This is a genomic window from Arthrobacter gyeryongensis, assembly GCF_039543785.1.
In the GTDB taxonomy this organism is placed as follows: Bacteria; Actinomycetota; Actinomycetes; order Actinomycetales; family Micrococcaceae; genus Arthrobacter; species Arthrobacter gyeryongensis.
The window spans coordinates 108,234-134,431 of sequence record NZ_BAABKK010000010.1 but is presented as its reverse complement, the minus strand read 5'-3'; the positions used below and the strand labels follow the sequence as shown (position 1 = coordinate 134,431).

Genomic DNA, 26,198 nt, shown 5'->3' with positions numbered 1-26,198 from the left:
CAGTAGACTTAAGTCTATGAACGAACGAGAACCCGCTGCCCCCGTTTTGGGGGGCGGCGGGTTTTTGCGTGTCCGGATGGATCTTTCGTATGACGGCGGCCCTTTCAATGGGTGGGCGCTTCAGCCCGGTCTTCGGACCGTGCAGGGATCGTTGGAAGAGGCATTGGCACTGATCGTACGGCGCCCCGTACGGGTCACCGTGGCGGGGAGGACCGACGCCGGTGTCCACGCCCGGGGACAAGTTGCGCACATTGACCTTTCCGAGGCGGAGTGGGGCGTGCTGCCGAGGGGCCACGAGATCGACCCCGCCGCCGCGCTGTTGCGGAGGCTTAGGGGAGCCTTGAGCCGGGTCCTGCGGGATGAAACCGGGGCCATTGAAGTGCACGACGTCGGACTGGCGCCTGACGGTTTTGATGCTCGCTTCTCAGCGTTGTGGCGCCGCTACAGCTACCGGATCGCCGATGGCCCGGAACGTTGGGACCCCGTCCTGCGCAGGTTGACGCTTTGGCACAAGGCCGCCCTGGACGAGGGCGCGATGAACCAGGGAGCCGCGGCGCTGCTGGGGCTCCAGGATTTCCGCGCCTATTGCAAGCCCAGGGAAGGCGCGACGACCATCAGAGAACTGCAGCGGCTTGAGTTCGTGCGGGGCAATGACGGCGTACTCGTCGCCAACGTCCAGGCCGATGCATTTTGCCACAACATGGTGCGTGCCTTGGTGGGGTCGGCATTGCGGGTGGGGGAAGGCCTGGAAAGTCCGGAGTGGCTGCATGAGCGACTGCTCGCGGGGGTGAGGGATGCCAAATCCGTGCTGGCTGCTCCACACCCCTTGGTACTTGAGGAAGTGGCCTATCCTTCCGACGACGAACTGTTTGCGCGGGCCGAGCTGACGCGGGCGCGGCGCGAGTAGGTTGAGGCTGGCGTATCCAAGGCACCCGCGAGGAGGTCCTCCTCGACTCTGGGTGTCGAGGAGGACCGGTCTTTGCGCCTGACGCCCCTTTCAAGGCACAGGTTCACCAATCGCCTAAAACACTCCCGCGAAGCTGGTCATCACGTTGATGACCGCGGGCCCGATGATCACGATGAAGAGCACCGGCAAAATGCAAAACATGAGCGGGAACAAGACCTTGATTGGCAATTTCATTGCCTTTTCTTCGGCCCTTTGGCGCCGCTTGACACGCATTTGCTTTGCCTGCAAACGCAGTACGTTTGCAATGGCGATCCCGTAGACGTCAGCTTGGACCACCGCCCTTACAAAGCTCCTGAGGTCAGGGACGTCCGCCCGCTCCGCCATAGCGAGATAGGCGTCTTTTCGGCTTCGTCCGGCCTGCATGTCTTGGAGTGTACGGATCAACTCGGCGGCGAGCGGACCTTTGCCGTTCTGCCCGGCACGAGCCATTGCCGTCTCAAAGCCGAGTCCGGCTTCGACCGAAATCAGCATCTGGTCAAGAGTGTTCGGCAGTTCCAGTTCGATTGCCTTCTGCCTTTCGGCCCCGCGGCCGTGGACAAGAATATCTGGAACGAAGTAGGCCAAGACGGTTAGAGACGCTGCAAGCAATACTGTGGTGCTTGTCGGCGTTCTGACTACTAGAACGATCCCCAGAATCCCGACTGCCAGCGCCAGGGCAGGCTTCGCAATCAGCAACCGTTCCAGCGGCCACCCACTTGGCCGGCCTGCTTTTGCCAGCAGTTTGTCCAGCCAGCCGGCGTAGCCTTTAGGTGCAAGCCGAAGCCCCAGAGGTACAGCCCTCTTCACTTGAGGGCCTGCACCAACCGAGGTTCCGTCGGGTGAGGCAACGAGGCGCTCCCGGTCACGTCCTAGATTGGTCCGGACAGCTGCGAGGCCGCTTCGATCGATGGATACGAAGGACCACACGATGTAAGAACTGGGCAGTACGATCAGCCCAACGATCAACCACGCCATGGCAGTCACGATGCCCTCCTAAAACTTGATCTTTACGACGCGGCTGAGCCAGAACCCGCCGACTGCTAGTAGTACGACTGCGGCGCCAATCATCAGCCAGCCCAATCCGTTGGTGTAAAGCGTTCCGACGTACTTGGGGCTGGCAACACTCAGGTAGAGAAACATTCCGATCGGAAGGGCCATCAGAATGTAGGCCGACAGCCGGCCTTCCGCACTGAGCGAGCGGACCTGCCCTTTGATTTGTGATCTTTCCCGAATGGTTTCGCCTACGTGGTCCAGGACGTCGGCGAGATCTCCGCCCACTTCGCGGTGAATTTCGATGGCCTGGGCGGTCCAGTCGAAGTCCTCGCTGCGGAGCCTGCGGGCGGCGTCCAGCATTGAGTCCTTCAAATCTCGTCCCAAACGGTTCTCGTTGACGAGCCGCGCGAATTCTTCAGAGGTAGGCGCTTCGGCTTCCTTGGCTACTGCGTCAACCGAACGGAGCAGGCTGTGCCCTGCTCGAAGTCCTCCGGCCAGCATTACCAAGGTGTCGCCGAGCTGATCCTCGAACTTTCCGCGGCGCCGGCCGGCCAGCAATTTCAGGGCAGCCATGGCGCCCAGAGGCGTCACGAGGACGAACACGATGCCGAGAAACGGCCCCGACAGGATGAACCCCACAACTCCGAGGGTCACGGCGATGCAAGCTACCAGCAGAATGAAATCCGCTTGGCGCATCTTGACGCCCGCTTGTTCCAGCGAGTTACGGCTGCCGAAGCTCGCGTTCCTGCTGACGTTACGGTCGAGGAATGTTGTTGCCTGGTCAGTTACGCGGGTGAGTATCGATGGTTGCTCCATAACGCCGGGCCTGCGGCGGGAGATGGCAATTTGCTTGCCGGGTCCGACAGCCACAAGCAGCAGAACGGCTAGTGCAGTGACGCACAGTCCAACACCGATTGCGAGGAAGATCGGGTCGGTGATGGTCATCGGTATGCACCGCCAATGGGCACGCTGCCAAAGACTGCAGGCGAGAGCGCAATGCCCAAATCGGCGAAATGATCGACGAACCGGGGCCGCACCCCTGTGGGGACGGGTCGTCCCAGGAACTTGCCGTTGGCGTCAACGCCGGCACCGTAGTCAAAGGCAAAGGCGTCTTGGAGAGTGACGATGTCTCCCTCCATCCCTTGGACCTCGGTAACGTGAGTGATGCGCCGCGTTCCATCCCTGAGCCGCGAGATATGGACGATCAGGTTTACGGCTGAGGCGATCTGTTCGCGGATGGCACGCAGCGGCAGATCCATCCCGGCCATGAGAACCAGTGTTTCCAGGCGTGAAATTGCATCCCGGGGCGAGTTGGCGTGAACAGTGGAAATGGAGCCGTCGTGGCCGGTATTCATGGCCTGCAGCATGTCCAGGGATTCGCCGCCGCGGACTTCACCGATAACGATCCTGTCCGGGCGCATACGCAAAGAGTTCCGGACGAGCTCCCGGATGCTGATTTCACCCTTCCCCTCGATGTTGCGTGGGCGGCTCTCCAGCCGAACAACATGCTCCTGTTGGAGTTGGAGTTCAATGGCGTCCTCTATCGTGATGATGCGTTCTTCAGGTGGAAGGAAAGATGACAGGACATTGAGCAGCGTCGTCTTGCCTGTGCCTGTGCCGCCGGAAACGATGATGTTCAGGCGGCCCTTCACACAGGCGTGGAGCAGTTCGGCAATCTCCGGAGACATGGTTCCGAAGGAAATCAAATTGTCCACAGTGAGGGGAACGTGGCCGAACTTTCGAATCGTGAGCGACGAGCCGCCGACCGCCAGAGGCGGGATGATCGCATTTACACGCGAGCCATCCGACAGCCGGGCGTCGACCAGCGGCGACGATTCATCGATCCTTCTGCCCACCTTGGTGACGATGCGTTCGATGATGCGCCTGAGGTGCTCCTCGTCGCTGAATTTCGCGCCGGTCAGATAGAGCTTTCCGGCCCGCTCCACGTAGACCTTGTCAGGACCGTTGACCATGATTTCGGTGACGGCTTCCTCATCGAGGTACCGTTGCAGCGGACCGAGCCCCAGGACGTCGTCGATAATTTCCTGGACAAGCCTCTGCCGCTCGAGAACGGACAGCGGAATCTCGTCCTCGTCGATGATGGCGCGAAGTTCGTCTTTGACATACTGGTGCAGTTCCGATTCGTCCACGGAAGAATCGGTGATTCGGCTTCCCATTCGCTCATAGAGGGCGATGCCGGCGCGTTCCTTTATCGCATTGAGGGCTTCATTGTTTTCGGTCGCGTGCCGGTCGGCCGGTGGAGGAGCTGCGTTACCTGCTTGCCCGGGCACAGCGGCAGCCCAGGGGGCTGCCTGTGAAGCCGGGCCTGATGTCGGCGCGGAGATCTGGTCAAGACCACGGCTGGCCTCGAGACGTTTGGCGAGACTCATTGGACTACAACCCTTCTGTGAAGTTTCTTGTGTGGTCTGTCTTCCCAATTCGGTTTGAACCGATCCACCAGCTCCGCGAGTCCTTTGGTCGCAGGATCCTTGGTTCCGTCCTGCAAGAGCGGGACACCTTTATTTGTGGAGAACGGGACTGCCCGGGAGCGCCGAAGAACTACGTCCACGGGGAAGCCGATGGTCGCCTCGACGTCCTGGAGCGTGAGGCCACTTCGACGGTCGGCGAAGTTCAGGACAATGTGGCTGCGTTCGGGAAGGAGGCCCACCTCGTTGAGAATGGTCAACCCCGTCCGGAGTCCGCGAATGCTCGGAATGTCCATGCCGCAGACCCACACGACGTCGGTGGCCACTTCGAGGGTCGCGAGCACATGTTCACCCAAACCTGGCGCGGTGTCCACCACCACGAACTGAAACTCATCGGACAGCTGCCTGATCAGGTGCCCCACTTGATCGCCGGAAATCCTATCGGCTTCAACAGGGTTGAGCGGAGCACAAAGCGCATAGATGCCAGCGGGATGAACCGACAGGTAGGACTTGAGAACCATGCTGTCCTGGGTCGCGGCACCCGTTATGGCGTCCGCAAGCGTTCGCTCGGGTTCCAACATGAGCCCGGAGGCAACGTCTCCGAACTGGAGGTCCAGATCCAGAACAACGACGCCCATCGGCGCCACTTTCCCAAGCCCCACGGCCAGGTTTGTGGTGACGGTCGTCTTGCCGACGCCCCCTTTCGGGGACATGACCGCGATGACGCGGCCGCCGGGAGGTTGGCCCTCGACTGAATTTCCAAGCCCACGGCGCCGTCCGGCTGCAGCAAGGCTGGCCCGTTCGAACAGCGAGCGGATTTCATCCACGTCTGCGTTTGGTGACAGCAGGTCCCGTACGCCAGCGCGCATGGCCGGCAGGGCTACCTCGGACCTGCTCTCCGTCACAAGAACAACGCTGATTTCCGGGAACTGGAGATCAAAAAGACTGGCGAGCCGGATCGAATCTTCCAGCGGAAGCCCGGGGCCGAACAGGATGACCTCGGCAAGTTCTCCGGTCAGCACCCGCAGGATGTCGTCCGGACCGGGAGGCAGATAGTCGGCGGTGATCACGTGGAGGGTGCCGCGCAGCCCTGTGGCTGCATGCCGTGCCCTGCGCTCAAAGTCCGCATCGGACGTGATCACTACAAACCGGCTCATCGGTACAACTCCGTCTTCTTGATGACCACTGGTGCGCTCTCCGCGGCGGAAGCCGGCTCTTTGGTGAGCCACAGCTTTCCGAACTCAGCCGCGAAAGCGAGTTTGGCCGAATCCACGTCGCTGCGGGCGAAAGTCACGAGCAGCTGACCGGTTGGCAGTTCAGTGTTCGCCTGTTCCTGCGAATTTGAAGTCGAGTTAGTCGCCTTGGATTGGGAACGCTGCACGCTCGTGACCAGGACTTTGTGGAAGACTTCTTGTGACGTTGCTCCGCTCGCGGCGTCACCGCCGGATCCAGCACCGAAGAGGACGACGATACCTACCGTGTCGCCGGCCGCGATCCGCCCGCCGACCACGCGCTGTGCCTCCAGCTGAACGGAGATTTCCTGCATTCCGGCCGGAACGGGGACGGACCCTGGGGCCGCCAGACTGTTGGGATCAACCAAACGGGCTCCGAGCAACGGTTCGCCGGGCATCAAATCCGTGGCGGCTACCTTCCCTTGGACCCCATCCAGGCTCTTGAGTGCTCCGTTGGGGACGGAAGCTGTGGGCAACGACGTCAGTTTGACCGAGGACCTGATGGTATCGAGGGTCGCTCCGGACGGGATTTGCGTCTGCACAACCAAGACGTCAACGGGTTGAAGATCTTTTTGGGCCCGGGCTTCGGACCCCTGTACGAATGAGACCAGTAGCAGTGTGCCGACAATTGCGAGCACTAGTGCAACGATGCCTCCCAGTAGGCGAGTTTTCACTTTCAATCTCCGTTCTTAATTCTTACTTTGTAAGTCCGATGACAACGACGTTTCCGGTGGGTGTGCTTGATCCGCCGCTGAAGAGGGTCGGGTCCGCCGCATATCCGACGAAGGTGCCATAGAGGCCCTTCTCACTGCCCTGGAATTGACTGATATCGCCTGCACTTGAGCCAGGGAAATTAAAGCCAAGGACCTTGAATCCAGCCCATTTCGTGATTTTGTAGTAGACGTTGTTTCCTGAGCAGCTTCCCCAGTTCGGGGACCCAGTGGCAGTCATTCCCGCACACGTATACCCGTACACAGGAAGCGCGACCGTCTCGCCTATGAGTGATGAACTAAAGAGGCTGCCACACCCGTTCGGTATCGAACCGCCGGTGCTTGTCTGACTCCAACTGCCAACGCTGGCTGTGACATTGCATCCGCCGCCGGCGTCAGGATTCAGCCACGCGAACCCGCCTGGAATGATCTGATTGGACGGATTTCTACCGTTGCAATCCTGGGCACCCTGGCCGCCTCCTTGAGTCAGGATCTTGTGCGGAAGCCCATCATCGACGAACTCGCACGATGCAAATACGAGGGGCAGGACTGTGCGGCCCTTGGTGGGGTAGATCCATTTCGCTTGAGCGGTCGCACGGATATCCGCGGTCTGGATGCCCAGTGCGTGGGCGAATACAAGCGAGAAATGATTGCCCGCAGACGGATCCTGGGCCTGGGTAGTCACATCGACGATGCCGCCTGTGACGGTGGCCACGATTGCTTGTCCGTGGCTGTCCAAGGTGTTGCCGTTGGCAAACGGTGCGGCATCTGTCGATTGGTCGGCAGCGCACGTGGTGCCGGCAGGCAGTTTTGCGCACCTTTGGGCGATGGCGAGGGCTGCCGCGTCTGCGCCATTTTGGAGCTGCGAGTGCTCCGAGTACATGGACCCGACATCAACTGCGAATGCCGCCATGCCGAGCAAGAAGACCATGAGGAATGCCGTCATCGGAGCGATGACGCCGCGCTCCGGCTGATCAAGCCTTATCCGCCGCATCGCATGACCCCCGTTCCGGATATTGATAGAGAGGACGGCATGCCTGGAATAAGGGCGGGAAAACCGGTCATCCAGGGGGTCGTGTAGCTCACGGTGGCTATCGCGTTGTTTCCCGGCGAGCATGTACCATCGCCCGAATACGTGATGGCGATGGTTGGGGCCGGTGAGGTAACGGACGGTGCCGCAGCAATCCCCGCGCTTTGCGCGGCGGCAACGCTGTAGGTTGACTCGGAACAGTGAATGGCCGCGTAGCGTGAGGCTTCACGTCCTGCTTCGCTGAGGGACACTTGAATGTTGAAAGCCCTACTAAACTCGGCAATCCCCAACACGAGTACAAGGAATATAGGAAGAACGAGGGCGAATTCGACTGCTACGGCACCCGATTCCCGCGGAGAACGCCGATTGGCTCTGGTGTTGGTGTTGCGCCGGGTCCTCATCACAGGCCCGCCACAACTTGTTGAAATCCTGGTACGAGTTGAAGGCCGAGGGTGCCAACGATCGCGACGATGGCGGTGGCGATGAACACGACCAGAAGGCTGTATTCGACGGCGCTCGCCCCGGTTTCGGAGCCACCTGCGGCCCCGAGAATTTTCCTCAGCCGCGATGAGAAAGCACCAACGTGGGACTTGAGACCTTTCACAACCGCTCCTTGACGAGAGTGATTACCAAAATGAAGAGCCCAGGGGCGGTCGTTGCCAGCCGGAGCAGACGCCCGAACTGTCCTGGCCGCCCCTGGGCTCATTGCTGTGTCTCTAGTTGTTAGAGCTGGCTAGAGATTGTCTGGAAGGCGCTGTTGATTTGCGTGCCGAGGGTTGCAACGACGGCTACGATGACCGCGGCTATCAGTGCAACCAGCAAGCCGTACTCGACGGCAGTCGCGCCCTTTTCGGATCTGACCAACTGCTGGGCCCACCTTCTAAGGGACAGGGCCGGAATTATCAGAAGCCTCATTGGACTTGTTAAAGCCTGGACGAGATTGTCTGGAAGGCACTGTTGATTTGCGTGCCGAGGGTTGCAACAACGGCTACGATGACCGCGGCGATCAGTGCAACCAGCAAGCCGTATTCAACGGCTGTCGCGCCCTTTTCTGAGGAGAACCGGTCTTTTACGCCGGCGATGAATGCGAGGGTGTGAATCATGAGAGTTGACATTGGAAAACCTTCCCAGATAAGTGAATTTGTCTACGAATTCCTGCCGCTCGCATATCCCGTTTAGCGGATCGGATTTCGATAGGACCAGAATTGCCCCTGGGAGGGTTAACAAACAATGCGTAGTGGTACTTGTCTTTCTTAGTGCCGGTTGCGTCCACTACTCGAAGGAGCCTGTGCCAGTACTCGGTTTTTCTGGCTAGGTACCACCCGTTACTGACACGTATGGGACCCCTGTGGGCTGAGGGAGCCCGGGGGAGGCGTGCCGCAGGCTCAAGCGATAAGAAGTACCACTCCAATGGCCGCGGCGAACATAGCCGGCCCGTGTGCCACTTCCGATGGCTTGATTCCGCGCTTTAGGCGCAACACCAGCACCGTCATCACCCCGCCCACCACGAAGCTCAACAGTCCCCCGTAGAACACTTGGCTCCAGCCCAAGTAGCCCAAGTACATTCCGAGTGGCGCTGCGAGCTTCACGTCGCCCATTCCGAGGCCTCCGGGAGAAATTAATCCAAGAATTAAGTATCCGAGGAACAAAATGACACCTCCAGCAGCCGCGCGAAGCAGGGCAGACCAGTCCGGCGCCAACACGGCGGACATGAACAACAAGACAATGCCGGCCGCAAGCAGCAGCAGGATCAGCGGGTTTGGAAGCAAATGGTGTGCCACGTCCACGCGTGACAGCTGCACTGCCATCACTGCTAAAAGCAAGTAGGCGGGGAGAGCCGGTGCGAATCCGAAGCGGAGGGTCAGGAAGCCAAACAGCACGGCGGTCACCACCGCCGTCGTGATCCGGATGCGGGGCGATGGGAGCCCGCCAAGCCGCGGCAGGGAACGGGCTATCAGAAGCTCCGCGAGAGGGCTTGTGAGGAGCCCCAGGAGCCCGAAGGCGGCCACAAGCAAGGGCTGGGCGGCAGTTGCTGTCATGGCATCTCCTAGGAGCTCAGGAAGGGTCTCAGTCGTTCACGCTGGTTTCCAGCCTATTTTGACCCTAGAGCTCGTTGCCGCTATTGTTGATAGTCGTTGTGCGTGTCCTTTCTCGATGACACATGCCCGCTTGGGGATCCAGTTGCAGGATCGTTAACTCGACAGGCATATCGGGACTTCGGGATAACTGGTACATAGAGCCCTCACCTCTGCTCCGGTAACGCATACCTAGTAGGCACACGCTTCAAGCGTGCCGCCTAAAACATGAACGCCAGAACAAGAACGAGGCAAAACCGTGCGTACGTACACCCCGAAGCCCGGCGATATCAACCGCCAGTGGCACGTCATCGATGCCACCGACGTTGTCCTTGGTCGTCTTGCCAGCCAGACCGCAACACTGCTGCGCGGAAAGCACAAGCCGACCTTTGCGTCCCACATGGACATGGGCGACTTCGTCATCATCATCAACGCTGAAAAGGTCGCCCTGACCGGCGCCAAGCTGGAGCAGAAGCGCGCATACCGCCACTCCGGCTACCCGGGCGGCCTGACCTCCGTCAACTACGCGGAGCTGCTGGAATCCAACCCGGTCCGCGCCGTGGAGAAGGCCATCAAGGGCATGCTCCCGAAGAACTCCCTCGCTGCACAGCAGCTGGGCAAGCTGAAGGTCTACCGCGGTGCAGAGCACCCGCACGCCGCCCAGCAGCCCAAGACTTTCGAAATCACCCAGGTCGCCCAGTAGTCCTGGCCACCAAACAACTTTTAATCAAGGAGAATCGTGGCTCAGAACGAAGAACTGACCACCGAGGCCGTTGTGGCTGAGGAAAACCTGACCAGCTACACCTCGGAGAGCGGTCCTGCGGAAGCAGAAGCGCCGAAGAAGGAGCGCCCGGCACTGACCGTTGCCGGCGCCGCAGTTGGCCGTCGTAAGGAAGCTGTTGCACGCGTTCGCATCGTGCCCGGCACCGGCAAGTGGATCATCAACGGCCGCGAGCTGGCCAACTACTTCCCGAACAAGCTGCACCAGCAGGACGTCAACGAGCCCTTCAAGATCCTTGATCTTGACGGCGCCTACGACGTCTTCGCACGCATCCACGGTGGCGGCATTTCCGGCCAGGCCGGCGCATTGCGTCTCGGCATCGCCCGTTCACTGAACGAGATCGACACCGAGAACAACCGCGCCACCCTGAAGAAGGCCGGCTTCCTGCGTCGTGACGCCCGCGTCATCGAGCGTAAGAAGGCTGGTCTCAAGAAGGCACGCAAGGCTCAGCAGTACTCCAAGCGCTAAAAATGCGCCTACCCGTGGTGCTGCCGCTGGCGCGACATCACTACGGGGCCCTCGGCGCTTTTTAGCGCTCGGATCCACAAGCGCTAAAAATGCGCCTACCCGTGGCGCTGCCGCTGGCGCGACATCACTACGGGGCCCTCGGCGCTTTTTAGCGCTCGGATCCACAAGCGTTAAAAATGCGCCTACCCGTAGTGCTGCCGCTGGCGCGACATCACTACGGGGCCCGCAGCGCGTTTTACGCGCTCGGCTCCACAAGCGCTAAACTCTCCGCGAGAGCCAAAGCCGCTTCTACGAAAGCCCGTCCCGCCATTTGGCAGGGCGGGCTTTCGTCGTTGGCGTGCAAAGTCAATTGGGGGAGTTGGGGCCGAGAGCGTAATACTGCGCTCCATCGATGGCTTCTGCATTGAAATGGGTCCTTACCCAGTCGACTATTCGCGCGGCTTCGCCCTGGCCTTCTAAGGTAGCTGGTGGCAGTTTCTGGATGACCATGGACCCAACGCGGCCAGCGCGGACAAGGTCCTTGAATTGTGCGAGCGTCGGAAATGGGTCGGTTCCATCAAAGCCCCCTACAGGCATCACCGCCCTCCCGCTCGCGAGCTGGTAATTAGCCGCGGATTCAGAACCAACGATCGCTGCGGACCAGGTGACACTTTGGGGGTCCTGTCGCAGCCGATCGATGATGCCGGGCACCGGGACGTCGCCGTAGGAAAGGGCCAGAAGTGTCGGCGTGATGTTCGGTGGCAATTGTTGCCGATCGGGGCTGTCCGTGCGGATATGTAGGATGCTCGGGCCAGCTATCACCTCAGCGCCGACGTGTGCGCTCAAGACGGTATTGAACGACCAGAGCACAGGTCCCAGAAACAGTGTGAACAGAGGCACAAAAATGGAGATCCGCTGGATACGAAGGTCGGCGGAGGGGACAAGCAGTAATGCGATGGATATCGCGCCCAGGACAAGAAGAGTTTCCGGGAACCACGGGAAGTCGCTGGTTGAACGTGCTGCCGAGACATAGGCAACGATCAAGCACGCAAAGAGGGCCAACCCGAGGCCGAGACGCGGCCTCGGGTGTTTTCTTAGACGGAGGAGGTGAATGAACCCAAAGGCAGCGAGACAGCTCAGCGGTGGTACCCCCACGAGGGAATAGTAGGGGTGGACAATCCCCGACATGAAAGCAAGGACCGTTGCCGAAGTGACAAACCAGATGGCACAAAGTAGTAGGAGAGCGCGTTTCGGTGTTCCGCCGGCACGCTTCAACAAAAGCCAGGAAATGATCCAGATTCCAGCCAGGGCCAAGGGCAGGAACCATCCGAACTGACCGGAAAACTGCGGTTGCAGAAATCGCTGGAACCCGGCTTCGAGGTCGTCTGAATTTCCAGGCGTCATAGTTCGAACAGCCGCCTCCCCAGTCAGACGATCGAGGCCGTTATATCCGACGGTCAACTCTATGACACCGTTATTTCTCGTGCCCCCAATGAAGGGGCGCGAGGATGGGTCTGCCAGCTGAACGAGGCCGAACCACCAACCGCCTGCGAGGACTGCAACGAGCAGTGCCCCACCTAGGTGCAGGAGCCTCTTGACAATAGGGGCACGGGAAAATGCCAAGTAACTCACGCCCAGAGCCGGTAGGACGAGCAGGACCTGAAGTTGTTTCGTCAGGAACCCGGCACCCACCAGGGCTCCCGCGATGAGTAGCCAGCGCAACTTCCCCCGGTCGATTGACTCGAGGGTCGCGTAGGCGGCCCCAATCATAAGCAGGGTCAGCAGTGCATCCGGATTGTTGTATCGGAACATAACCGTGGCCACGGGGGTAACCGCGAAAAAGAGCCCCGCAAGCAGGCCAGTTGCAAGGTCGGTTCGTTTCGCCACCATCCGGTAGATCAGATAGACGCTGAGCACGCCCATAAGAGCTTGCGGCAAGAGGATGGTCCATGAGTTGAGCCCGAAAACGCGCACGGAGAGGGACATGATCCATAGAGACATCGGAGGCTTGTCAACGGTTATCGCATTGCTGGGATCCGAGGACCCGTAAAAGAACGCGGTCCAATCTTCCGATCCGGCCATGGCGGCAGCCGAGTAGTAAGAGTTGGCCCACCCGTTTCGATCGAGCCCCCACATATAGAGGACAGACGCGAAAGCCAGAAGGCTCAGAAGAGCCGGACGCTGCCATGGAAGATCCTGGGCTGGTCCGCGGAACAGGGTCCGCCGGAGGTTTCTTGTCCGTGCTCGGACGCCCGCCGACATTTCAACCCCCGAGTGTTGTGCGAACCGGGTGATGGTTCATTCCGAAACTGCTTCCCGGCCTGCCAGGCTCAACGGCCATTGTGAGGCGCGGAATTGCTGTAAGGAGCGTAAGTGTGGGCAGGAGTAATACTGGTGAGGCCAGCACCATGGCGGGGGCAATGAGCCAAGGCCAACCTTTTCGGGCGCCAACTGCAGCTATGCCCGCTCCAAGCAGGCATCGTAGAAGGAAGCTGAGACCGCCGTCTTGTGTAGCGTCCCGGTGCTCAATCAGGAAGGTGAACCAGGCCTGCCACTCGGAGGGGTTAAAAAGATATGAAACGCCCGCTATGACCAGACACGCGCTGATGCCTTGGCCGAGTCGACGCCATTCACCACGCACCGCGAAGCAGATGAGACCTACTCCGCTGGTGATCTTCGTCAGCACCGGGAAAGCCCAAGCGGCGGGCATTTTGGTTCCGATTACTGCCGAAGCGGCAAGCAGGATGAAGATGTTTCCATTGACCAATTCTGGAACGCTCAGCAAAAAGAGCGGGATCGCCCACTTGAGCTGTAGTGGTTTGAGGAGCCAGACAAGAACGGCCGACTCCAAACACACCCACACTGCGAAGAAAAACGGCCAGTCGAGCATGGCAAGCGGGCGAATGGCCGTGGCAAAAGCCGGAGAGTAAAGATACGCATCGATTGCTCCGGCAGGTTTGTCATACAAAAGGGGGCCTTGCCCTGCCAGCCAGTACGCATGAGCGTCGAAACCGGGGTTGCTGTTCAGCATGGCGAAGTAAATGCCGTGCGTTGCAAAGTACGGACCGGCTAGCCAAACCAGCACGAGCGCGGCTTTTGTAAGCAGAGGAAACTTCCTGGCAAAGGCAGTCCGTGGACTGACCAAGGCATCGGTGATGTTCTCTTCATCCGAATTAATCATGGCAACCCAACCGCGTCCGGCTCGTTGGCCAGGTAATCGTAATTCCCCAACCGGGCAACAATTCCCAGCACCCATTCTTAGAAAGCCAGCAAATGCCTCTTTCGAGTATGGCGGACTCGTTGAAAACGGGGACAATTATTTCGAGCGCCAAGCCCCCAGAGCTAGGTGTCATGCGGTAATCGTAGATACTTGTTAAGGGGCATTACTAGAGTGGAGCGCAAGACGCAAGTCAAGTAGTTCCACTCTTGCGCTCGCGCCGCTGAAGAGGTAAAAGCAGGGTCGGCGGGCCGCCTTCCCTCGACCCCTACAACCGTCGTCTAGACTGGGACGCGATGGCTAGATTATTTGGAACAGATGGCGTGCGTGGTCTCGCCAATGGATTGCTCACCGCGGAGCTTGCTCTTCAGTTGGCCCAAGCTGCCGCGGTGGTCCTTGGCCACGAGCGTGCGGCCAGCGGAACGCGGCCCCGCGCCGTGGTCGCCCGGGATCCGCGCGCCAGCGGGGAGTTTATCGCCGCAGCCGTGGAGGCCGGACTTTCGAGCTCCGGCATCGACGTTTACGACGCTGGGGTGCTGCCCACTCCCGCCGCGGCCTACCTCATCGCCGACCTCGATGCCGATTTCGGCGTCATGATCTCGGCCTCGCACAACCCGGCACCGGACAACGGAATCAAGTTCTTTGCCCGCGGCGGCCAGAAGCTCCCGGACGAGGTGGAGGACGCGATCGAGGCTCAGCTCGGCAAGGAACCCTCACGCCCAGTGGGGGGCGACGTCGGCCGCATCCAGCGTTTCTCGGACGCCGAGGACCGATACATCGTCCACCTGCTCGGCACCCTGCCGCACCGCCTTGAGGGTCTCAAGGTTGTGCTGGACTGCGCCCACGGTGCAGCCAGCGGCTGTTCCCCGCAGGTCTTCGCCAGTGCGGGCGCCGAAGTGGTGGTGATCGGCGCAGAACCCGACGGTCTGAACATCAACGACGGGGTCGGTTCCACCCACCTTGGCCAGCTCAAGGAAGCGGTCGTCAAGCACGGTGCGGACCTCGGTATAGCGCACGACGGCGACGCCGACCGCTGCTTGGCCGTGGACCACGAAGGCAACGAGGTCGACGGTGACCAGATCATGGCGATCCTGGCCCTCGCGCTGAAGGCGTCCGGAAAACTGAAGGACGACGTCCTGGTAGCCACCGTGATGAGCAACCTCGGGCTCAAGATCGCCTTGCGCGACGCTGGAATCACCCTCCGTGAGACCGCGGTGGGTGACCGGTACGTCCTGGAGGCAATGCGCGACGGCGGCTTCAGCCTTGGGGGAGAACAGTCGGGCCACGTGATCTTCTCCGATTACGCCACCACCGGCGACGGCGTCCTGACCGGTCTGCAGATCGCCGCCCAGGTGGCCGGGACAGGCCGCACCCTCCAAGACCTCGCCCGCGCCATGACCAAGCTGCCGCAACTCATGATCAACGTGAAGGGCGTAGACAAGTCGCGCGCCGCCACGGACGAAGGCGTCGCCGCTGCGGTGGCTGCCGCCGAACTCGAACTTGGTGACACCGGCAGGGTGCTCCTGCGGCCGTCGGGCACCGAAGCGCTGGTGCGCGTGATGGTGGAGGCCGCGGACATGGAAACCGCCACCCGCATATGCACTGAACTGGCCGGCGTCGTCGAAGACCGGCTCGCTATTCCACGCGAACTGGCGCTCTAGGCCCGAACGCAGCAAAAGACCAAACAACTGTGGCCCGTCTCCGTCAGGAGGCGGGCCACAGTTATTTCAATTCCCAGGAGTGTCGGGAACTTCCCTGGTTAATCAACCTCTAGGGGTAGCCCGGCGCCGCTTCGAGTCCAAAGTACTCCTCGAGGGTGCCGATGCCCCGCTTGGCCATGTCCGTTGCCGCCTCAACCCCGATGAATCGCAAATGCCACGGCTCGTAGTAATAGCCGGTGATTTCATTGAGCATCCACGGGTACCTGACAACGAAGCCGTACTTGTATGCGTTGGCCTTGGCCCAAACGGCGGCCGGCTGATCAGCGAAGCATGGCTCGAAGCTGCACGCCCCGCCGCCGTCTCCGATGTCGAACGCCCAACCGGTCTGGTGTTCCGAGAAGCCGGGACGGGCGGAGGCCGTGTCCGCCGAGGCCTGGCCGCGGGTGCTCACGTAGCCGTCGTATGTGGCGGTTTGGGTCTGAAAGGAACGGTAGCCGGACGCCAAGGTCATAGTCACGCCGTCCACGGCGGCTGCCGCGAAGAGCTTTTCGGCTGCTCCGGCGGTGGTGCTGTTGAGCAGGGACGCCTCTCCGCTGGCTGCGAGTTGCACGCGTGGCTGTGCCAAGTCGGCAGGGACAAACTGCAAGGGGGTCAGCGGCCGGTGCTTGTTGACGATGACCCACTGGCTCGCCGGGTCGCTCAGGGAAAACTGCTGGGACAGCACGCCCGACGGCGGAGCCTTCGACGGCGGTGCGCTCGACGGCGGCTTGCTCGCCGCGGCGGGAAGCGGCGTCGTCGTCGTCGGCGTTGCAGTCTGCGGACCCGAAGAGGACGGTGCGGATGTGGGCGAAGCGACCCGGGCATCCGGGCTGCAGGCCGCCAAGGCCGCCATTCCCACCCCGGCCACAAGTAGCGTTGCGAAGGACCTTCGGCTGGGACCGCAGGTGTAGCACATAAGTGCTAAACCTTTCGGAGCAGCATGCGGCGGATGGAATGGTCGGCGTCCTTGGTGAGGACAAGTTGCGCACGGCCACGGGTAGGGAGCACGTTTTCCTCAAGGTTGGGTTCGTTGATGCGCTTCCAAATGCCGCGTGCAGTGGCTTCCGCCTCGGCGTCGGAGAGCGTGGCGTAACGGTGGAAGTAGGATTCGGGCTGGGCGAACGCCGTGGTTCGAAGCTTGCGGAAACGGTCCACATACCAGTCTTCGATGTACGAGGTCTTGGCGTCAACGTAAATGGAGAAATCAAAGAAATCGCTCAGGGCCAAGCCTTGCCGGCCGTCCTGCCGGGGACGGGCGGGTGCCAACACGTTGAGGCCCTCGACAATGAGGACATCAGGCCGTCGGACCACCACTTCCTTGTCCGGGACGATGTCGTACGTGACATGCGAATACCAAGGAGCCCGGACCTCTTCGGCGCCCCCCTTGATCGCACTCACGAATCGAAGCAGGGCCCGGCGGTCGTAGGACTCCGGAAAGCCCTTGCGTTCAAGCAAATGCCGGCGCTTCAACTCAGCGAGCGGGTACAGGAACCCGTCGGTGGTGATGAGTTCGACGTTCGGAGTGCCAGGCCAACGGCGGAGCATCTCGCGCAGCACGCGGGCAATAGTGGACTTGCCGACCGCCACCGAACCTGCAACGCCGATCACGAAGGGCGTGCGCTGGGTCTGCTCGCCAAGGAAGGTGGTTGTGGCTGCATGAAGCTGCTGTGACGCCTGGACATAAAGGTGCAACAAGCGGGAGAGCGGAAGGTAGACCTCGCGGATTTCCTTCATGTCCAGGGGATCGCCGAGGCCGCGAAGCCGGATGATGTCCTCTTCGTTAAGCGGCTGCTCCATCTGTGCACCCAGCCGGGACCACGTCTGCCTGTCCAGCTCCACGAACGGAGAGGAGCTGTCGCCGTTCGCTTCATTGCGTTGCAAAGTCACTATAGAGATTCTGCCCCTCCGTTGGCTGATCCGGAAATACTGCATGAACGGCGGGCAGATTTTGTGTGAGCATGCTCTCCGGAAAAGGTGCATGAACCGCCATATTCCGCGGTCTGGCCTACGTGCGGGCCCGGATATCCTACGTCCATTTCGAGGGGCACCCGCTACTCTTGTAGGCATGTGTGGAATCGTAGGTTACGTTGGCAATTCATCCCGCCGGGCAGATGCCGGGCACTCGGCCCTCGACGTCGTGCTTGAAGGACTCCGGAGGCTTGAATACCGGGGCTATGATTCAGCCGGAGTTGCAGTGGTGGCTGATGGAACCATTGCAGCCCGCAAGAAGTCCGGAAAACTGAGCAATCTACTGAACGAGCTCGAGGGAAATCCGCTCCCGGATTCGCTGACCGGCATCGGCCACACCCGCTGGGCCACCCACGGGGGACCCACGGACCAGAACGCACACCCGCATCTTGCCGATGGCGGACGCTTGGCAATGATCCACAACGGAATCATCGAAAACTTCGCCGAGCTCAAGCAGGAGCTCGTCGCCAAGGGTGTCACCTTCGAGTCAGAGACGGACACCGAGGTAGCGGCAGCACTTCTGGGCGATATTTTCCGTAACCAGCTCAACGGGGACTCCTCCAACGGCAAGCTCACTAAAGCGATGCAACTTGCCTGCCAGCGGCTCGAAGGTGCGTTCACGCTCCTCGCCGTGCACGCCGAGCGGCCGGACGTCGTCGTCGCCGCCCGTCGCAACTCCCCCCTTGTTGTAGGACTGGGGGAGGGCGAGAACTTCCTCGGCTCAGACGTCTCCGGTTTCATCGATCACACGCGCCGCGCCGTCGAGCTGGGCCAGGACCAGATCGTCACCATCACCGCCGAGACCGTGGAGATCACAGACTTCTTCGGGGCCCCCGCCCAGGGCAAGGAATACCACGTTGACTGGGACCCGGCTTCCGCGGAAAAGGGCGGCTTTAGCTCCTTCATGGAGAAGGAAATCCACGACCAGCCCGACGCAGTCACCCAGACCCTCCTCGGCCGCTCGGACATTAACGGCCGGCTGACCTTGAGCGAGCTCCGGATCGACCCGGAGCTGCTGAAGCAGGTCAACAAGATTATCGTCCTGGCTTGTGGCACGGCCGCATACGCCGGGATGGTCGCCAAGTACGCGATCGAGAACTGGTGCCGCATCCCCACCGAGGTGGAGCTCGCGCATGAATTCCGCTACCGCGACCCGATCGTGGACGCCAACACCCTGGTGGTGTCCATCAGTCAGTCCGGCGAGACCATGGACACCCTGATGGCCGTCCGTTACGCCCGCGAACAGGGCGCCAAGACGATCTCCATCTGCAACACCAACGGATCCACCATCCCGCGCGAATCCGATGCTGTTCTCTACACCCACGCGGGTCCGGAGATCGCCGTCGCTTCCACCAAGGCGTTCCTGGCCCAGATCACGGCCGCGTACCTGCTCGGTCTCTACCTCGCCCAGCTCCGCGGAAACATTTTCTCCGGCCAGATCAAGGACGTCTTGGCGGACCTTGGAAAGATTCCCGCCCACATCCAGAAGATCCTCGACAACGCGGGTCCCCTCCGCGAGCTCGCCCGCAGCATGAAGGACGAGAAATCGGTGCTCTTCCTGGGCCGCCACGTCGGCTTCCCGGTAGCGCTCGAGGGCGCATTGAAGCTCAAGGAAATCGCGTACATCCATGCTGAAGGGTTCGCAGCCGGCGAGCTCAAGCACGGTCCGATTGCCTTGATCGACGAAGGGCAGCCCGTCTTTGTGGTGGTTCCCTCGCCTCGGGGCCGCGATTCCCTCCATGCGAAGGTCGTCAGCAACATCCAGGAAATCCGCGCCCGCGGGGCGCGTACCCTGGTGATCGCCGAGGAAGGCGACGAAGCCGTGCGGGCTTACGCCGAGCACGTTTTCTACGTCCCTCAGACGCCTACCCTGCTGATGCCGCTTCTCACCACTGTTCCGCTGCAGATTTTTGCTGCAGAGCTGGCCAAGGCCAAGGGATACGACGTGGACCAGCCGCGCAACCTCGCCAAGAGTGTGACCGTAGAATAGCCGCATGATTGTTGGCATAGGCGTAGACGTCGTAGACATAGAGCGCTTCGGGCGCCAACTCGAGCGGACCCCGGGCCTCCGTGACCGTTTGTTCGTTCCCGCGGAACGCGAACTCAACACGCGGTCCTTGGCCGCGCGCTTCGCGGCCAAGGAAGCCGTAGCCAAGGTCTTGGGGGCTCCGGCGGGCATGAACTGGCAGGACTGCTGGATCGGCCTGGACCAGAACGGCCCCACCATCAAGGTTAAGGGCACCGTGCTGGCAGTTGCCGAGTCCATGGGCGTGAAGCGCTGGCACGTGTCCATGAGCCACGACGGCGGAATCGCCACTGCCATGGTCATCGCCGAAGCCTAGCAGCGCAAGCAACCATGATCAGCGCCTTCACCGGAACACAGATCAGGGCAGCGGAACAACCGCTTCTTGATGCCGGCGAAGGCGCTGTTCTCATGCAACGCGCAGCATACGGACTGGCAAACGCCGTCGTGCGTGAACTGCGTTCGGAAGGCCGCCGCCTTTACGGCTCGAGCGTCACCGTGCTCGCGGGCAAGGGCAACAACGGCGGGGACGGTCTTTTCGCCGCGGCAATGCTCGCGAGGCGTGGCATGCGCACGACGGCGGTGCTCACCACCGGTTCCGCCCATCCTGACGCGCTCAAGGCCTTCCGTGACGTGGGCGGACGCGTCCACGTCTTGGACCGGGACAACGCCGAAGAACTGGCCGTGCTGATTGCCGGCGACGATGCAGTCATCGATGCCATCTTGGGTACCGGTGCCCGTGGCGGCCTCGGGGGTCCGGCCGCGGAATTAATTGCCGCCCTGGAGGAGCTAAGGCCCAGCCTGGTGGTGGCCTGCGATACTCCCAGCGGAGTGGACGCCGACACAGGCGAGGTCCACTGGCCTGTATTGGCGGCGCGGCTGACCGTGGCATTCGGGGGAATCAAAGCCGGGCTGATGGCCGACCCGGGTGAGGGCCGTGCCGGCCGCGCGATCCTCGTGCCCATCGGCATCGAGGAGCATCTTCCGGCACCTGCCCTGCGCCGCTTCTCCGCCCTTGACCTGGCCGCCGTGCTTCCGGAGCCGGGGCGTCGGGCCCAGAAGTACACCAGGGGAGTCCTGGGCATCGTGGCTGGTTCCGAGCGCTACACCGGGGCCGCGGCTCTCTGTGTCGGGGCCGCCTCCGCTGCCGGTGCGGGAATGGTGCGGTATCTCGGCCCGGAAGTCGTGGCGCGGCAGGTCCTGGCACGAACCCCCGAAGCCATCTGGGAGCCGGCCGAGCCCGGCCGGGTCCAGGCGTGGCTGCTCGGTCCGGGCCTGGACGGAGCCGAACAACTCCAACGAGCCCGCGACGTGCTGGCCGCCGCGGCCAGCGCCGGCCAGCCCGCCGTCGTCGACGCCGGAGCCCTGGAGCTCCTGCCGGAACGCTGCCCGCCGAACTGGATTCTCACCCCGCACGCCGGGGAGCTCGCGGCCCTTCTCGGCCGAGGCGAGGTGCGCGTCACGCGGGAGGACGTGGAATCGCGGACCGTGCACTTCGCCCGGCTTGCGGCCGAGCACACCGGCGCCGTCGTTTTGCTCAAAGGTGCCACGACGGTAGTTGCTTCGCCTTACGGGGCGGTCTTCAGTCAGTCGGATGGATGCCCGTGGATGTCAACGGCAGGCAGCGGGGACGTCCTTGGCGGGATTGTCGGCGCGTTGGCTGCGGCGTACGCGGAATCCGGGCTGGACGACGATGGACCCTTCGCAGCGTTGGGAATCGCCCCTGATGAGCGCTGGGCCGCGGTAGCCGCCGTCGGCGCGGGCATCCACGGAATGGCGGGCAGCGCAGCCTCGGCGGGCGGGCCATTGACCGCTTCCGATATTGCCCGGGCCGTCCCCGATGTCTTCCGATTTCTCGGGGAACATCGCGCCGGATGATCCCGGATGTTCCGTGAAAGTCGCATAGTCTCGCTAGGCTGGCAGAAAGTTATCCGGCACATGAAGGAGAACACATGGACGTTTGGCCAGGATCCGCATACCCGTTGGGGGCTACTTTCGATGGCACGGGAACCAACTTCGCGCTGTTCAGCGAGAAGGCGGAAAAGGTGGAATTGTGTCTCTTCGACGACGACGGAGAAGAGATTTCCTACACCGTCAGCGAGGTAGACGGCTACGTATGGCATTGCTACCTTCCGCACGTCCAGCCCGGACAGAAGTACGGTTACCGCGTGCACGGTCCGTATGACCCTGCTAACGGTCAGCGCTTCAATCCCAACAAGCTCCTCCTGGACCCGTACGCCAAGGCCATCCACCGGCAGATCGACTGGGACCCGGCGCTTTTCTCGTACAACATGGGGGATCCGGACTCCCGCAACGACAAGGACTCCGCGCCCCACATGATGATGGGTGTGGTCATCAACCCGTTCTTCGATTGGGACGGAGACCACCTCCCGCGGATCCCGTACCACCGTTCCGTGATTTACGAGGCGCATGTCAAGGGCCTGACCCAGCTCCACCCCGAGGTTCCGGAGGAGCAGCGCGGCACCTACGCCGGCGTCGCGCACCCGGCGGTGATTTCCCACTTGCAAAAGCTCGGCATCACCGCGATCGAGCTCATGCCGGTGCACCAGTTCACGAACGACGGCATCCTGCAGGACAAGGGGCTGAACAATTACTGGGGCTACAACACCATCGGGTTCTTTGCCCCGCACAACAGCTACAGCTCCAAGGGCGATACCGGCCAGCAGGTCCAGGACTTCAAAGCCATGGTCCGTTCCCTCCATCGGGCCGGCATCGAGGTCATTCTCGACGTTGTGTACAACCACACGGCCGAAGGAAACCACCTCGGGCCCACGCTGTCCTTCAAGGGGATCGACAACTCCGCGTACTACCGTCTGATGGAGGGCGACGAGAAGCACTACATGGACTACACGGGCACCGGCAACTCGCTGAACGTGCGCAGCCCGCATTCCTTGCAGTTGCTCATGGATTCCCTGCGCTACTGGGTCACCGAAATGCACGTGGACGGTTTCCGCTTCGACCTCGCATCCACGCTGGCCCGCGAGTTCTATGACGTGGACAAGCTGTCCACTTTCTTCGAACTCATCCAGCAGGATCCGGTGGTTTCGCAGGTCAAGCTGATCGCCGAGCCGTGGGACGTCGGTCCCGGCGGCTACCAGGTGGGCAACTTCCCGCCGCAATGGACGGAATGGAACGGCCAGTACAGGGACACGGTCCGCGACTTCTGGCGCGGCGAGCCCTCCACCCTCGGCGAGTTCGCCTCCCGGTTGACCGGATCGGCGGACCTTTACGAGCACTCCGGGCGCCGCCCGGTGGCTTCCATCAACTTCGTCACGGCCCACGACGGCTTCACCTTGGCCGACCTGGTGTCCTATAACGAGAAGCACAACGAGGCGAACGGCGAAGGCAACAACGACGGCGAATCCCACAACCGTTCCTGGAACTGCGGCGTCGAGGGGCCCACGGAGGACCCGAAGGTCCTGGGCCTTCGTGCCCGCCAGCAGCGGAACTTCATCGCCTCCATGCTCCTGTCCCAGGGAGTCCCGATGCTGCTGCACGGTGACGAGCTCGGCCGGACGCAACGGGGCAACAACAACGGCTACTGCCAGGACTCCGAGCTGACCTGGATCAACTGGGACAGCGTGGACCAGCCCTTGGTGGAGTTCACGGCCGCGGTCAGCGCTTTGCGCGCCAAGCACCCCACCTTCCGGCGCAGCCGATTCTTCGACGGACGCCCGGTACTGCGAGGCGAAGGCGAGAGGCTTCCGGACATCGTATGGCTCGACGTCGACGGAACCACCATGACGCCGTCGGACTGGGACAGCGGCTTCGGCCGCTCCGTGGGCGTGTTCCTCAACGGCGACGGGATCCGCGGCCGGGACAACCAGGGCCGACGCATCACGGACGTCAACTTCCTGCTCTACTTCAACGCCCACGACGACGAAGTCGGTTTCAAGGTGCCCTCGGACGAATACGCACCTGCGTGGGACATCATCATCGACACCGCCGGTGGCGGAGCGGACACCGAACCCGTGCAGGCTGAAGCGGTCCTGGGCGTCGGGGCCAAATCACTCGTGGTGTTGCGGGCACACAGCGTCCCGGACACGGACCCGGACCATTCCGTGGCCGCGTCTCTTGCCGCGTTGTCGCAGACTGCCACCGCCGAAACGGCTTCCTTGACTGCGCCGGCCAAACCGGCACCGTCAACCCGGAAGCTCCAGGTTGTGCCGGAAGCAGCCCCTGAACCGAAGAAGCACCACGCTCCGGAGCCGAAGGCTGACCCCGAAACCAAGCCTGCCGCTGCGCCGAAGAAGCCCAGAAAGCCACGCGCCCACAAGAACGGGGGATCATGAGGACACCCGTCTCCACGTACAGGCTCCAGATCAGGCCGTCGTTCACGCTCCAGGACGCGGCGGCACTCACGGGCTATCTGCGCGAGCTCGGGGTGGATTGGGTGTACGTGTCACCCATCCTGACGGCGGAGGAGGGCTCGGATCACGGTTACGACGTCACCGACCCCTCAACCGTTGATGCTTCGCGCGGCGGCGCCGAAGGGCTCGCGGCGCTCTCCAAGGCAGCACGGGAGGCCGGCCTCGGGGTCCTGGTGGATATCGTCCCGAACCACATGGGCGTTGCGTCGCCCCCGCAAAATGCTTGGTGGTGGTCCCTCCTCAAAGAGGGCAAGGCCTCCCGCTATGCGGAAGCGTTCGACGTCGACTGGGACTTCGCCGGCGGAAAGCTCCGGCTCCCGGTCCTCGGAAGCGACGACGACGTCGACAAGCTGGACGTCGTCGACGGCGAATTGCGCTACTTCGACCACCGCTTCCCGCTGGCCGAAGGCAGCTATGCCGCGGGTGACAACGCCAGGGACGTCCATGCGCGCCAACACTATGAGCTGGTCGGCTGGCGCCGGGCCGACGACGAGCTGAATTATCGCCGGTTCTTCGCAGTCAACACCTTGGCCGGGGTCCGCGTCGAGATCCCATGGGTCTACGATGAAGCCCACTCGGAGATCGCCCGTTGGTTCCGTGACGGGCTCGTTGACGGGTTGAGGATCGATCACCCGGACGGGCTCGCCGACCCCGCCGGGTACCTGGAGCGCCTCAAGGAAACCACGGCCGGCTCCTATCTGCTCGTCGAGAAGATCCTTGAGCCAGGGGAGGAACTTCCGGAGAACTTCAACTGTGAGGGGACTACAGGCTACGACGCCCTCGCCGACGTCGACCGCCTTTTCGTGGATCCCGACGCCGAGGTGCAGCTTGATGCCTTGGATGCCAGGCTCCGGGGCACCGGCTCGCCCGTCGACTACCAGGCCATGATCCACGGAACCAAGCGGCGTATCACGGACGGCATCCTGCATTCGGAAATCCTCCGGCTCGCGCGGCTCGTCCCGGATTCTCAGGAGACCCCCCGTCCGGAGGTGGCAGACGCCCTGGCCGAGACCATCGCCTCGTTTCATGTCTACCGGAGCTATCTCCCATACGGCAAAGACACCTTGGTTGAGGCCGTTGAACGGGCTGCCCGCACCAGGCCGGAGTTGGAACAGGTCCTCAAGGCGCTGCTTCCGCTGCTGCTCGACGCCGGCAGTGAACTGGGCCGCCGCTTCCAGCAGACCTCCGGCATGGTCATGGCCAAGGGCGTGGAAGACACTGCGTTCTTCCGCTACACGCGCCTTGGGACGCTGACCGAGGTGGGAGCGGATCCCACGGAATTCGCCTTGTCCGGGGCCAGATTCCACGAGCGGATGGTACGTCGCCAGGCACGGCTGCCGCTGTCCATGACCACACTGACCACCCACGACACCAAACGCAGCGAAGACACCCGGGCCAGGATCTCCGCTATCTCCGAGGCGGCCGCCGAATGGGAAGCATTCGTGGATCGTATGCAGAAACTGGCTCCGATTCCCGACGGCCCACTCGCAGTCCTCGTATGGCAAGCCATCGCGGGTGCCTGGCCGGCCAGTCGTGAACGCCTCCAGGGTTATGTCGTCAAGGCTGCACGCGAAGCCGGCAACTCCACAAGCTGGACCGAGCCGAACGAAGAGTTCGAAGCGAAGCTGGCTTCCGCCGTCGACGCCGTCTTCGACGTGCCGGAGGTGACCACCGCACTGGAAGAGTTCGTTGCCCTCGTGGACCCGTATGGGACGTCCAACTCATTGTCGGCAAAGATTGTCCAGCTGACCATGCCGGGCGTACCGGACGTCTACCAAGGCACGGAGTTCTGGGATCGTTCGCTCACCGACCCTGACAACCGGCGCGCGGTCGACTTCGAACGGCGGAGGGCCGCGCTCGCAGCCCTCGACGCCGGTGTCCAGACTGAAGCGAGGGACGAGCTGGCCAAACTGCTGCTGACTTCCAGGGCCCTGCGGTTGCGCCGGGACAGGCCGGAGCTTTTCGGTGGCTACAGTGCTGTCAATGCTGAGGGTCCCGCGGCCGGACATCTCATCGCCTTCGACCGTGGCGCCCTTGCCGCCGGTGGCGGTGCCATCACCTTGGCAACCAGGCTCCCGCGGAAGCTTCAGCGGAACGGCGGGTGGCAAGACACGTTCATTCGTCTTGGGAGCGAAGTTCGGGATGAACTGACAGGCAACAGTTACCCTGCGGGCGAGGTTCACGTCGCGAGGCTTCTGCAGAGATACCCGGTGGCCTTGCTTGTGCCCATTGGCTAGCCAGAGCACCAACAACGGCGGG

The 26,198-nt window shown here is 62.1% G+C and carries 24 protein-coding genes; 9 read left to right on the top strand and 15 right to left on the bottom strand.

Annotated elements, in window-relative coordinates; translation table 11 throughout:
- Positions 1–16: 16 nt before the first annotated feature.
- On the top strand, positions 17–907 hold the full coding sequence (locus tag ABEA18_RS07315; protein WP_345448623.1) for a tRNA pseudouridine synthase A: 891 nt from the start codon (positions 17–19) through the stop codon (positions 905–907).
- Between the two features lie 114 nt (positions 908–1,021).
- On the opposite strand, the gene ABEA18_RS07310 is transcribed toward ABEA18_RS07315, so the two are convergent.
- From ABEA18_RS07310 to ABEA18_RS07260, 11 genes are all read right to left on the bottom strand, one after another.
- On the bottom strand, positions 1,022–1,930 hold the full coding sequence (locus tag ABEA18_RS07310; RefSeq protein ID WP_345448622.1) for a type II secretion system F family protein: 909 nt from the start codon (positions 1,928–1,930) through the stop codon (positions 1,022–1,024).
- A gap of 9 nt (positions 1,931–1,939) precedes the next feature.
- Positions 1,940–2,884, bottom strand: a complete 945-nt coding sequence (locus ABEA18_RS07305) for a type II secretion system F family protein (RefSeq protein WP_345448621.1) — start codon at positions 2,882–2,884, stop codon at positions 1,940–1,942.
- On the bottom strand, positions 2,881–4,329 hold the full coding sequence (locus ABEA18_RS07300) for a TadA family conjugal transfer-associated ATPase (protein ID WP_345448619.1): 1,449 nt from the start codon (positions 4,327–4,329) through the stop codon (positions 2,881–2,883). The genes ABEA18_RS07305 and ABEA18_RS07300 overlap by 4 nt, the downstream gene beginning before the upstream one ends.
- Positions 4,326–5,522, bottom strand: coding sequence for an AAA family ATPase (locus ABEA18_RS07295; protein WP_345448618.1), 1,197 nt, complete (start codon positions 5,520–5,522; stop codon positions 4,326–4,328). The genes ABEA18_RS07300 and ABEA18_RS07295 overlap by 4 nt, the downstream gene beginning before the upstream one ends.
- Positions 5,519–6,271: a Flp pilus assembly protein CpaB gene (cpaB, locus tag ABEA18_RS07290; protein WP_236812244.1), complete on the bottom strand. Its 753-nt coding sequence runs from the start codon at positions 6,269–6,271 to the stop codon at positions 5,519–5,521. The genes ABEA18_RS07295 and cpaB overlap by 4 nt, the downstream gene beginning before the upstream one ends.
- 22 nt (positions 6,272–6,293) lie before the next feature.
- A complete protein-coding gene (locus tag ABEA18_RS07285) occupies positions 6,294–7,301 on the bottom strand; it encodes a pilus assembly protein TadG-related protein (protein ID WP_345448617.1) in 1,008 nt (335 codons plus the stop codon).
- On the bottom strand, positions 7,289–7,738 hold the full coding sequence (locus tag ABEA18_RS07280) for a TadE/TadG family type IV pilus assembly protein (protein ID WP_345448616.1): 450 nt from the start codon (positions 7,736–7,738) through the stop codon (positions 7,289–7,291). Before ABEA18_RS07280 ends, ABEA18_RS07285 begins: the two co-directional genes overlap by 13 nt.
- Positions 7,738–7,941: a Flp family type IVb pilin gene (locus ABEA18_RS07275; protein ID WP_345448615.1), complete on the bottom strand. Its 204-nt coding sequence runs from the start codon at positions 7,939–7,941 to the stop codon at positions 7,738–7,740. Before ABEA18_RS07275 ends, ABEA18_RS07280 begins: the two co-directional genes overlap by 1 nt.
- 119 nt (positions 7,942–8,060) lie before the next feature.
- Positions 8,061–8,252 carry a Flp family type IVb pilin gene (locus ABEA18_RS07270; RefSeq protein WP_345448614.1) on the bottom strand — a complete coding sequence of 64 codons (192 nt, stop codon included), beginning with the start codon at positions 8,250–8,252 and terminating at the stop codon, positions 8,061–8,063.
- Between the two features lie 8 nt (positions 8,253–8,260).
- Entirely contained in the window at positions 8,261–8,452 is a 192-nt protein-coding gene (locus tag ABEA18_RS07265; protein ID WP_345448613.1) for a Flp family type IVb pilin, read from the bottom strand.
- Positions 8,453–8,722: 270 nt separating this feature from the next.
- Complete coding sequence (locus tag ABEA18_RS07260; protein WP_345448612.1) at positions 8,723–9,376, bottom strand: prepilin peptidase; 654 nt, start codon at positions 9,374–9,376, stop codon at positions 8,723–8,725.
- Between the two features lie 295 nt (positions 9,377–9,671).
- Here ABEA18_RS07260 and rplM point away from each other — a divergent pair, with 295 nt between their 5' ends.
- Positions 9,672–10,115, top strand: coding sequence for a 50S ribosomal protein L13 (gene rplM / locus ABEA18_RS07255; RefSeq protein ID WP_024817563.1), 444 nt, complete (start codon positions 9,672–9,674; stop codon positions 10,113–10,115).
- A 36-nt stretch (positions 10,116–10,151) separates the two neighbouring features.
- Entirely contained in the window at positions 10,152–10,661 is a 510-nt protein-coding gene (rpsI, locus tag ABEA18_RS07250) for a 30S ribosomal protein S9 (RefSeq protein ID WP_234749102.1), read from the top strand.
- Positions 10,662–11,006: 345 nt separating this feature from the next.
- Here the strand turns inward: rpsI and ABEA18_RS07245 are convergent, their stop codons facing one another.
- Both ABEA18_RS07245 and ABEA18_RS07240 read right to left on the bottom strand, forming a co-directional pair.
- Positions 11,007–12,641 (bottom strand): glycosyltransferase family 39 protein, encoded by a 1,635-nt coding sequence (locus tag ABEA18_RS07245; RefSeq protein ID WP_345449075.1) that lies wholly within the window; start codon positions 12,639–12,641, stop codon positions 11,007–11,009.
- Between the two features lie 262 nt (positions 12,642–12,903).
- On the bottom strand, positions 12,904–13,821 hold the full coding sequence (locus ABEA18_RS07240) for a glycosyltransferase 87 family protein (RefSeq protein WP_345448611.1): 918 nt from the start codon (positions 13,819–13,821) through the stop codon (positions 12,904–12,906).
- Between the two features lie 332 nt (positions 13,822–14,153).
- On the opposite strand from ABEA18_RS07240, the gene glmM reads away from it, so the two are divergent.
- Positions 14,154–15,518, top strand: a complete 1,365-nt coding sequence (gene glmM, locus ABEA18_RS07235; protein WP_345448610.1) for a phosphoglucosamine mutase — start codon at positions 14,154–14,156, stop codon at positions 15,516–15,518.
- A gap of 109 nt (positions 15,519–15,627) precedes the next feature.
- Here glmM and ABEA18_RS07230 read toward each other — a convergent pair whose 3' ends face one another.
- Positions 15,628–16,473 (bottom strand): M15 family metallopeptidase, encoded by an 846-nt coding sequence (locus ABEA18_RS07230; RefSeq protein WP_345448609.1) that lies wholly within the window; start codon positions 16,471–16,473, stop codon positions 15,628–15,630.
- A 5-nt stretch (positions 16,474–16,478) separates the two neighbouring features.
- Positions 16,479–17,489, bottom strand: a complete 1,011-nt coding sequence (gene coaA, locus ABEA18_RS07225; RefSeq protein WP_345448608.1) for a type I pantothenate kinase — start codon at positions 17,487–17,489, stop codon at positions 16,479–16,481.
- A 133-nt stretch (positions 17,490–17,622) separates the two neighbouring features.
- On the opposite strand from coaA, the gene glmS reads away from it, so the two are divergent.
- The 5 genes from glmS to treY all read left to right on the top strand — a co-directional run bounded on the left by glmS (position 17,623) and on the right by treY (position 26,176).
- Positions 17,623–19,515, top strand: coding sequence for a glutamine--fructose-6-phosphate transaminase (isomerizing) (gene glmS / locus ABEA18_RS07220; RefSeq protein WP_345448607.1), 1,893 nt, complete (start codon positions 17,623–17,625; stop codon positions 19,513–19,515).
- 4 nt (positions 19,516–19,519) lie between these two features.
- Entirely contained in the window at positions 19,520–19,867 is a 348-nt protein-coding gene (locus tag ABEA18_RS07215) for a holo-ACP synthase (protein WP_236812218.1), read from the top strand.
- Between the two features lie 14 nt (positions 19,868–19,881).
- Positions 19,882–21,426 carry an NAD(P)H-hydrate epimerase gene (locus ABEA18_RS07210; RefSeq protein WP_345448606.1) on the top strand — a complete coding sequence of 515 codons (1,545 nt, stop codon included), beginning with the start codon at positions 19,882–19,884 and terminating at the stop codon, positions 21,424–21,426.
- A gap of 74 nt (positions 21,427–21,500) precedes the next feature.
- Positions 21,501–23,861 carry a glycogen debranching protein GlgX gene (gene glgX / locus ABEA18_RS07205; protein ID WP_345448605.1) on the top strand — a complete coding sequence of 787 codons (2,361 nt, stop codon included), beginning with the start codon at positions 21,501–21,503 and terminating at the stop codon, positions 23,859–23,861.
- On the top strand, positions 23,858–26,176 hold the full coding sequence (treY, locus tag ABEA18_RS07200; RefSeq protein WP_345448604.1) for a malto-oligosyltrehalose synthase: 2,319 nt from the start codon (positions 23,858–23,860) through the stop codon (positions 26,174–26,176). The genes glgX and treY overlap by 4 nt, the downstream gene beginning before the upstream one ends.
- Positions 26,177–26,198 lie beyond the last annotated feature (22 nt).

Excerpts from the sequence above, each read along its gene's own strand:
- ABEA18_RS07315 (WP_345448623.1), top strand. The coding sequence starts at position 17 with ATGAACGAACGAGAACCCGCTGCCCCCGTTTTGGGGGGCGGCGGGTTT.
- ABEA18_RS07305 (WP_345448621.1), bottom strand. The coding sequence starts at position 2,884 with ATGACCATCACCGACCCGATCTTCCTCGCAATCGGTGTTGGACTGTGC.
- ABEA18_RS07300 (WP_345448619.1), bottom strand. The coding sequence starts at position 4,329 with ATGAGTCTCGCCAAACGTCTCGAGGCCAGCCGTGGTCTTGACCAGATC.
- ABEA18_RS07295 (WP_345448618.1), bottom strand. The coding sequence starts at position 5,522 with ATGAGCCGGTTTGTAGTGATCACGTCCGATGCGGACTTTGAGCGCAGG.
- ABEA18_RS07285 (WP_345448617.1), bottom strand. The coding sequence starts at position 7,301 with ATGCGGCGGATAAGGCTTGATCAGCCGGAGCGCGGCGTCATCGCTCCG.
- ABEA18_RS07280 (WP_345448616.1), bottom strand. The coding sequence starts at position 7,738 with ATGAGGACCCGGCGCAACACCAACACCAGAGCCAATCGGCGTTCTCCG.
- ABEA18_RS07270 (WP_345448614.1), bottom strand. The coding sequence starts at position 8,252 with ATGAGGCTTCTGATAATTCCGGCCCTGTCCCTTAGAAGGTGGGCCCAG.
- ABEA18_RS07265 (WP_345448613.1), bottom strand. The coding sequence starts at position 8,452 with ATGTCAACTCTCATGATTCACACCCTCGCATTCATCGCCGGCGTAAAA.
- ABEA18_RS07260 (WP_345448612.1), bottom strand. The coding sequence starts at position 9,376 with ATGACAGCAACTGCCGCCCAGCCCTTGCTTGTGGCCGCCTTCGGGCTC.
- ABEA18_RS07245 (WP_345449075.1), bottom strand. The coding sequence starts at position 12,641 with ATGTCTCTATGGATCATGTCCCTCTCCGTGCGCGTTTTCGGGCTCAAC.
- ABEA18_RS07240 (WP_345448611.1), bottom strand. The coding sequence starts at position 13,821 with ATGATTAATTCGGATGAAGAGAACATCACCGATGCCTTGGTCAGTCCA.
- glmM (WP_345448610.1), top strand. The coding sequence starts at position 14,154 with ATGGCTAGATTATTTGGAACAGATGGCGTGCGTGGTCTCGCCAATGGA.
- ABEA18_RS07230 (WP_345448609.1), bottom strand. The coding sequence starts at position 16,473 with ATGTGCTACACCTGCGGTCCCAGCCGAAGGTCCTTCGCAACGCTACTT.
- coaA (WP_345448608.1), bottom strand. The coding sequence starts at position 17,489 with ATGCAGTATTTCCGGATCAGCCAACGGAGGGGCAGAATCTCTATAGTG.
- glmS (WP_345448607.1), top strand. The coding sequence starts at position 17,623 with ATGTGTGGAATCGTAGGTTACGTTGGCAATTCATCCCGCCGGGCAGAT.
- ABEA18_RS07215 (WP_236812218.1), top strand. The coding sequence starts at position 19,520 with ATGATTGTTGGCATAGGCGTAGACGTCGTAGACATAGAGCGCTTCGGG.
- ABEA18_RS07210 (WP_345448606.1), top strand. The coding sequence starts at position 19,882 with ATGATCAGCGCCTTCACCGGAACACAGATCAGGGCAGCGGAACAACCG.
- glgX (WP_345448605.1), top strand. The coding sequence starts at position 21,501 with ATGGACGTTTGGCCAGGATCCGCATACCCGTTGGGGGCTACTTTCGAT.
- treY (WP_345448604.1), top strand. The coding sequence starts at position 23,858 with ATGAGGACACCCGTCTCCACGTACAGGCTCCAGATCAGGCCGTCGTTC.